This window comes from Streptomyces sp. NPDC059832, from assembly GCF_042731715.1.
Taxonomy (GTDB): domain Bacteria; phylum Actinomycetota; class Actinomycetes; order Streptomycetales; family Streptomycetaceae; genus Streptomyces.
Genome location: NZ_JBHWIY010000035.1, coordinates 73,539 through 81,386 on the forward strand (window position 1 = coordinate 73,539; position 7,848 = coordinate 81,386).

At 70.6% G+C, this 7,848-nt stretch carries 7 protein-coding genes; 5 read left to right on the forward strand and 2 right to left on the reverse strand.

Features of this window, described 5'->3' with window-relative positions; all coding sequences use genetic code 11:
* The first annotated feature begins 180 nt into the window (after positions 1-180).
* Positions 181-1,791, forward strand: a complete 1,611-nt coding sequence (locus ACFV8T_RS37600) for an adenosine deaminase (RefSeq protein ID WP_385336304.1) — start codon at positions 181-183, stop codon at positions 1,789-1,791.
* 330 nt (positions 1,792-2,121) lie between these two features.
* Here ACFV8T_RS37600 and ACFV8T_RS37605 read toward each other — a convergent pair whose 3' ends face one another.
* Positions 2,122-2,706 (reverse strand): TetR/AcrR family transcriptional regulator, encoded by a 585-nt coding sequence (locus tag ACFV8T_RS37605; protein WP_385336306.1) that lies wholly within the window; start codon positions 2,704-2,706, stop codon positions 2,122-2,124.
* Between the two features lie 112 nt (positions 2,707-2,818).
* On the opposite strand from ACFV8T_RS37605, the gene ACFV8T_RS37610 reads away from it, so the two are divergent.
* Positions 2,819-4,009: a cytochrome P450 gene (locus ACFV8T_RS37610; protein ID WP_385336308.1), complete on the forward strand. Its 1,191-nt coding sequence runs from the start codon at positions 2,819-2,821 to the stop codon at positions 4,007-4,009.
* Between the two features lie 5 nt (positions 4,010-4,014).
* Positions 4,015-4,233 (forward strand): ferredoxin, encoded by a 219-nt coding sequence (locus ACFV8T_RS37615; RefSeq protein ID WP_266416058.1) that lies wholly within the window; start codon positions 4,015-4,017, stop codon positions 4,231-4,233.
* A gap of 66 nt (positions 4,234-4,299) precedes the next feature.
* On the opposite strand, the gene ACFV8T_RS37620 is transcribed toward ACFV8T_RS37615, so the two are convergent.
* A complete protein-coding gene (locus ACFV8T_RS37620) occupies positions 4,300-4,767 on the reverse strand; it encodes a hypothetical protein (RefSeq protein ID WP_385336310.1) in 468 nt (155 codons plus the stop codon).
* A 429-nt stretch (positions 4,768-5,196) separates the two neighbouring features.
* On the opposite strand from ACFV8T_RS37620, the gene ACFV8T_RS37625 reads away from it, so the two are divergent.
* Together ACFV8T_RS37625 and ACFV8T_RS37630 are read left to right on the forward strand one after the other, a co-directional pair.
* Positions 5,197-6,126, forward strand: coding sequence for a hypothetical protein (locus tag ACFV8T_RS37625; RefSeq protein ID WP_385336312.1), 930 nt, complete (start codon positions 5,197-5,199; stop codon positions 6,124-6,126).
* 81 nt (positions 6,127-6,207) lie between these two features.
* The gene (locus ACFV8T_RS37630; protein WP_385336314.1) at positions 6,208-7,449 is read left to right on the forward strand and encodes an esterase/lipase family protein; all 1,242 of its coding nucleotides are present in this window, start codon (positions 6,208-6,210) and stop codon (positions 7,447-7,449) included.
* The last annotated feature ends 399 nt before the right edge of the window (positions 7,450-7,848 follow it).

A 7,848-nucleotide genomic window follows, 5' to 3' on the forward strand; every position in this document is an offset into this window, starting at 1 on the left:
AGGAAAGTACTTTCCTTCCTGTGGGAAACGGCCGCTCCAACTACCCCACCGAGCAGGACGTTTGGCGCATACCCCTGGGAATGGGGAAAGAAGGGCGGGAATCGCTCGATTGGGTGGAGGTTTCAGGCCATACATACGGTTTGGGTGAAGAATGGTCTCTTCGAACGCAATCATTCGGCGGTGATCTCAACATTTCGGACGGCACGCCGTCCCAAGTCGCTGCGCACGGCCGGGTTCGGCGCGCTCGCCGTACTGACTCTGCTTCCGGCGATCCCGGCCGCCGCCGCCCCCACGAAGGAGCCGGCGCCCCGGCCGACCGCTCAGGCGCTGCCCCGTGTCGTCACCCCTGCCGAGGCCAGGACCGCCGCGCACCTCGCCTCGTTGCAGGGCAGGCCGGCGAAGCTGAAGGCCTTCTTCAAGGCGCTGCCCAAGGGAGGCGACCTCCACAACCACCTGTCGGGGGCGGTCACCACCGAATACCTGATCAAGCTCGCGGGCGAGAACGGGCTGTGCATCGACGCGACGGACACGGCCGTGGCGCCGCCGTGCGGGCCGGGCACGAGGCCCGCGATCGACGCGCAGCACGACGCCGCGTTCCGGCAGCGGATCGTGCGGGCCTGGTCCATGCAGGACTTCCCGGCCGACCAGTCCGGGCACGACCACTTCTTCGACACGTTCGGCAAGTTCGGGCTGGCCACCGCGTACACCCGCGGCAAGATGCTCGCCAACGTGGCCAACACCGTGGTCGAGCAGAACCAGTTCTACCTGGAGACCCTGGTCACCCCCGCGTCGGACAGCAGCAAGAAGCTCGCCGACAAGGTGGGCTACGACGCCGACCTGGCCGCCCTCCACCGCAAGCTCGTGGCGGGCGGTCAGCTCGACCGGGTGGTGGACGAGGCGGTCCAGGAGGCCGACGACACCGACGTGCAGTTCCGGGCGGCAGCGCACTGCGACACCGCCCGCCCCGCCCCGGGCTGCAGGCTCTCCGTCAGGTGGATCTCCCAGGTGTCCCGGGGCAGTTCCCCGGTGCGGGTGTTCACGCAGATGGCGGTCGGCATGCGGCTGGCGGAGCGCGACCCGAGGTTCGTCGCGGTCAACCTCGTACAGCCCGAGGACGGCGAGAGCGCGCTGGCCAACTACAGCCTCCAGATGCGGATGCTGAAGTACCTGCGCGGCCAGTACCCGGACTCCCACCTCACCCTGCACGCCGGTGAGCTGGCCCCCGGCCTGGTCAAGCCCGAGGACTTGACCTTCCACATCCGCGAAGCCGTACTCGTCGCCGGAGCCGAACGCATCGGCCACGGCGTGGACCTGGTCCACGAGGACGACTGGCGGCAGTTGGCCCGGACGATGGCGCGGCGCAACGTGGCCGTCGAGGTGCCGTTCTCCAGCAACAAGCAGATCCTCGGCATCGCGGGCGACGACCACCCGTTCAACGCCTACCGCCGCTACGGCGTCCCGATCGTGCTGGCCACCGACGACCCGGGCGTCTCCCGTATCGACATCAGCCACGAGTACCAGTACGCGGCCAGGACCTACGGCCTCAGCTACGTCGAGCTGAAGGACCTGGCCCGCGCCTCGCTGGAGTACGCGTTCCGCGACGGCCGCAGCCTGTGGGCCACCGGTTCCGCCCCGTCCGGCTACCGCCCGGTCTCCGCCTGCCAGGGCGACCGTCCGGGCACCGAGCACCCGAGCACGCGCTGCGCCCGCTACCTCGCCGCCAACCCGAAGGCGGCGACCGAGTGGCGTCAGGAGACGGCCTTAGCCGCCTTCGAACACAACAACCGCTGAGACGCGACAACCGCTGAGGCGCGACACCGCTGGGAGCAGGACGACCGCTGAAGCGAGACGCCCGCCGTGCCGGGCCCGGCGCTCAAGTCCCGGGCCCGGCGCTCGGGCCCCGGGCCCGGACGCCGAGGATGTCGCCGAACCCGGCTTCCCGGCCCCGCACACCCCGCTGACCGGTGGCCGCATCGGCTACCACCTGCGTTCCGGCGCCCATGACATCACCCCGTACGGCTGGGGCCGCTACCTGGACTTCGCCGACCGCCACCTGCTCACGCCCCGGGCCGGGCGGACGACGCCGTAGCGCCGAAACGTCGTCTCCCCGGGCGCCCGCCCCTACTGCGGGGCGGACCAGAGATGGCTGAGCGTGCCGAGCACAAGGCGGCAGACCTCGTCCGGCTCGGCGCCGGCCAGGGGTTCCCGCGCGACGACCGTCCGCATCAGGCCGATCCCCAGCAGCCAGGCCATGGCGAGATCCGCACGCAGCGCACCGTCCGGGGCACCGGAGAGCCCGGCCAGCGCGCTCTGGTACTCCTCCCCCAGCTCCCGCAGGGTTCCGGCCGCCTCGTCGCCCCGCCCGACCGACCGCAGATAGACCTCCAGGGAACGGTCCTCCGTTCCCTCCGCGCTACGGGTCAGCATCGAACGCAGGGCGGTCTCGAAAAGCTCCTCGGGCGGCGTCGCCCGCAACTGCTCCAGTCCGCCCAGCGCGACGACCTCCGTCAGCAAACCCCGTTTCGAGCCGAAATACCGGAACAGCAGGGCCTGATTGACCCCGGCGCGCGCCGCGATGCTCCGGACCGTCGCCCCCTCGTAGCCCCGCTCCGCGAACAGGTCGCGGGCCGCCTCCAGCAACCGGCGACGGGTGGCCGCGGCGTCCCTGCGGCGCTCTTCGGACGGCGGGACGGAACCGGGTTCCATGGCGGCATTCCTCTCGGACGGCCCGTCAGGATAACGGCCGTAAAGCGTCGTTGACTGCTCACGAGGACCGCTCCTACCGTTGTAAGCAGCTGCTTACATCCGGGAGGCCGCAGTGACCACAGCAGATGTCGCACCCCTCTCCTACCCCTTCAACACCCCCGACGGGCTCCAGCTCGCCGATGCCTACGAACACGTCCGTGACCGGGCGGGCCTCTTACAGGTCCAGATGCCGTACGGCGAACCGGCCTGGCTCGTCACCCGCTACGCCGACGCCCGGCTGGTCCTCGGCGACCAGCGCTTCAGCCGGGCCGCAGCCGCCTCGCACGACGAGCCCCGGCAATCCGAGGGGCAGCGCAACGGCGGCATCCTCGGCATGGACCCGCCCGACCACACCCGGCTGCGCTCCCTGGTCGCCAAGGCGTTCACCGTCCGCCAGGTCGAGAAGCTGCGCCCCCAGGTCCGGGAACTGACCGCCGGTCTCCTCGACGAGCTGGAAACCGCCGGACCACCCGCCGACCTGGTCGACCTGTTCGCGCTGCCGCTGCCGGTCGCCGTGATCTGCCGCATGCTGGGCGTACCCACCGAGGACCGCCCGCGCTTCCGTGTATGGAGCGACGACGCGCTGTCGACCAGCTCGCTCACCGCCGAGGAGTTCGACGCGAGCCGCGAGGAACTGCGCGCCTACATGGCCGGGTTGATCGACCAGCACCGCCGGTCGCCGCAGGACGACCTGATGACGGCGCTCATCGAGGCCCGCGACGGCGGCGACCGGCTCACGGAGCTCGAACTCATCGATCTGTGCGTGGGCATCCTGGTCGCGGGACACGAGACCACCGCGTCCCAGATCCCCAACTTCGTCCTCACCCTCCTCGACCACCCGGACCAGCTGGCCAGGCTCAGGGCCGAGCCCGAGCTCGTCCCGAACGCGGTGGAGGAGCTGCTCCGCTTCGTGCCCCTGGGGAGCGGCGCCGGCCAACCCCGCTACGCCACCGAGGACATCGAGGTCGGCGGGACCCTCGTCCGCGCGGGCAGCCCGGTCCTGGTCGCCGTCGGCGCCGCCAACCGCGACGCGCTGCGGTTCGCCGCCCCGGGCGTGCTCGACATCGCCCGCGAGGGCAACCAGCACCTCGGATTCGGCCACGGGGTCCACCATTGCCTGGGCGCCCCGCTGGCCCGGCTGGAACTCCAGGAGGCGCTGTCCGCCCTCATCACCCGCTTCCCGGAACTGCGCCTGGCCGGCGACGTGACCTGGAAGTCCGAGATGCTGGTGCGCGGCCCGCGCGTCATGCCGGTGGAGTGGTGACCGCCATGACCTGGAACGTACGCGTCGACCCCCAGCTGTGCCAGGGATCGGGCATGTGCGCCGGAACCGTCCCCGAGGTGTTCGCCCTGGACGGTGAGCACGCCCGCGCACGGGCCGACGGGATCGAGCCGGACGAACGGGTCCTGGACGCCGCCGACATCTGCCCGGCCCTGGCGATCACCGTGCACGACGGAACCACCGTCATCGGCCCCCGCCGCGACTGAGAGACCGCCCCGTTCCCGGAACGGCGGTCCGGGAACGGGGCGGTCACGTGACCGGCCGGAGAGGTTCTAGCCGACCCGCACCAGGACCCACTCGCGCTCGCCCTGGCCGCCCAGCCTCGCCCGGTCCTCCAGCTCGTGGAGCGTGCCCAGGTTCGAGGGGCCCCTGAGGCTCAGGGCGACGCCCTCGCCGTTGGACGGGCCGTTGATCAGCCACTGGTCCGGAGAGGTGTTGCACTCGTTCTCGGTCACGGCGGGCGGGTAGATCCGCAGCGGTGACAGGGCCAGGCACCGGCTTTCGTCGCTCGCCTCGTGGAACTGCACGGAGCCGTTGGGCAGATTGACCACGCGCCAGCCGGAGAGTCGGGCGCATTCGCCGAGTTCCCCGCCGAACGCACCTCCACCGGCGTTCAGGCACTGGCCGTCCTCGGCGTCCCGGATCAGGTAGTAGCCGTTGTCGACGGCCTGGGCGGGGGTGGAGAGCGCCACGACCGCGACGGCGGACGCGGCCAGTGACAGGATGGCTCGGATACGCACGGGACTCCTCGTACGAGTTGAGTGGGGGACTTCGGGCCGTTCGACCCGGCACCCAAGATCACAGGAGCCCGCCGCCTCTCTCCCGTTCTCCGCCTCGCGCCCCCACCTCCCCACCCCGTCAGCAGCGGCGCATTCGGAGTGCATGCGGCGCATTCGGATCACCGCGCACGCCCCCTCCCACCAGGGATGTTCCGCCCGGAGCTCAAGCCGCGAAGTCCGAGCGCTCTTTCCGAGGAATGGGAGGTGGGCCACTTCCCACCCACCCACCCCGAGCGGCGAGTTGACTTTTCGTGACCGACTTGCCACGGATGGTGGCGACGCTCTAGCGTGCCGCATGCAGAGCAGAACAACGTAAAACGCAGAACGGCCCCTGCCGGTGGTGGAACACCAAACAGGGGCCTGACCACTTCGATCGTCAGGAGCGATCTGATGGCTGACAGCCAGCTTAGTGCCGCCCCGTGCGCACCGCACGTATCCCTGCCCACACCCCCGGCCCCGCACCCGATGGCCAATCCGGGTTACGGCAAGCGTTCCGCGCCCTCACAACTCCCCCGCACCGAACGCGATTTCACGCATCTTCCGCCTCGCGAGGCGTCCATCGCCGCGTACCTCGACCGGCTGCCCGAGGGCGCCGACATCTCCGTGAAGACGCTGGCCAAGGTCCTCCCGTACGGGCAGTGCGCGCTGCGGACCGCCCTCAACCGGCTCCAGGACGCCGGGCATCTGCGGCGCGGCAGCGAGTGCGTCGCCAACGACGAGGTGCTGCTCTGGGTGACCCGGACGTTCTTCTCCCGGACCGCCCGGGACGACGAGTGGTGGGCAGCGTTCACCCGGGGCGACGTACCGCCCGACCGGCCCCAACGCCCCACCCGCTCCCGCGCGTTCGCCCTTCTCGCCGCGCTGGGCCGTACCGCACCCACGCTCACGCTGTCGGCGGTGGACTGCGCGGCACTGGAGCCGCAGGTCACCGGCTGGTTCGAGCGCGGCGCCACGGAGGCGGAGCTGCTGCACGCCCTCACCGACGGGCTGCCCGCCCCCGTTCACCACCCGGCGGCCCTCGTCCGCAGGCGGCTCACCGACAAGATGCCACCCAAACGAGTCGCTCCGGCACAACGGCGAACGGTGTTGCGCACCCTCGAATGCAGCGAGTGCCGCTCACCGGGCAGCGCGGAGGCCCTGACCGGCGGCCGGTGCAGGCCATGCCGGGGCGAATCGATCGCCGGGCCCGCCGGACCCGGCGGAGCCGTACCGGCCGACGGCGTGCGCGACCGGATGAACGACGTACGGGCCGGGCTTGCCCGTCGGTCCGTCAGGCCGCGCCCGGTGTCCGAAAGCGGCTCCCACCTGGGGGTGGTTTGATCCGCTTCTCCCAGCCGGTGACTACGTTGCGTGTTCCTCTTGGCGCGCATCGTAATCAACCGTCCCAAAGGGGAACGAACCATGTCCGAACCGTCACACGAGCAGATCGTCTCCGGACTCCGCGACAAGCCGCCCATCGCCCTGGCGCCCGGCCCCCGCCTGGACGCCGAGAGGCCCGGATCCCTTCCGCTGCCGCCCAGCACCGTGTGGGATCTGCCGGGCGGTACCGCCTGGGTCTACTACGGCGAGGGCAACACCGGTCTCGTACGGCCGGTCATCTTCGCCGACGGCTTCAACATGGGACCGAGCGAGCTGGAATTCTCCTGGCAGATCATGGAGTTCGGTGACTACGCGCTCATCAGCGAGCTGCGCCGCCGTGGCCACGACGTCATCCTTCTCGGCTTCCACGAGCGCAGTGCGTCGATTCTGGACAACTCCCGGACCGCGCAGGCCGCGATCACGCAGGCGATCACGGAGCGGCTCGGCGACACACCGCTGGCCGTCGGCGGGTTCAGCATGGGCGGGCTCGTCACCCGGCATGCGCTGGCCAGGATGGAGACCGATCGCATCGACCACCAGACGGGTCTGTACTTCTCGTACGACAGTCCGCACCGGGGCGCCTGGATCCCGATCGGGCTCCAGGCGTTCGCGCACTACATCAAGGATCTCGACAGCCGGTTCTCCGGCCAGATCAACAGCCCGGCCGCCCGCCAGCTGCTGTGGCGGCACATCGCGAAGTGGGACGACACACCGGACCAGAGCAACGAGCGCGCCGCGTTCCTGGCCGAGATGGCGGCCGTCGGCGAATGGCCGCAGCGGCCCCGGCGGATCGGTGTCGCCAACGGCGTGGCCGACGGCACCGGCACCGATGTGCGGGCGGGCGAACTGGCCCTGGAGGGCAAGGGCCTGTCGATCGTGGGGACCAAGCTCTACACCCAGGCGCCGGGCCCCGACGAACTCGTCGCGAAGCTGCGCGTGGTGACGCTGAAGACCAACGAGGTCCGCACGAACGGGCTCCCGTCCATCGACGGCGCACCCGGCGGCTCCCTGGAAGGCTTCGGCATCCTCGCCGACGGGCTCAACGCCCTGAGCCCGTTCCTCGGCTTCAAGACCGACGTACGCATCCGGTCGCACTGCTTCGTGCCGGCGGTCAGCGCGGTCGACATCCGCGATCTGGACACGGACGAGGAGCTGTACGCGGACATCTCCTCGCTCCCGGAGGGCGAGAGCGGGCTGGACGAGTTCAAGCTCGCCTCCCGGAACGAGGGACACACTCTCGTGACGGAGGAACTCAGCACCTGGCTGCTCGACCGCCTTCCGTAGCGCGGGTCGGCGGGCGGAGGCGCCACGGCGTCCGACGCCCCGTCATACCGGGGGGCACGGCGTCCATGCCGAAATGGGGACCGCGGTATCACGCGCTCACGATGCTCCGGCGGGCATCGTGGGTGCGTCCACCGCACACCCACGGAGAACCCATGTGACAGCCGTCCCGCACAAGGACAAGCACAAGCACATCCGCTCGGAGCGCTTCCCGGAGATGGTGTTCGCACGGTGAAGCGGCGAAGCGGTAGAGCCGAGGAGCGGCAGATCCGCATCGATCGGTGCGGAAACTGCGTCGGGCCCCCCGGACCACCGGTCCCAGGGGACCACACAACAAAAACGCCCCAAAAACCCCAACCCCCCCCAACCCAAAACCCCCTCCCCCCCCCCACACCCCCCCCC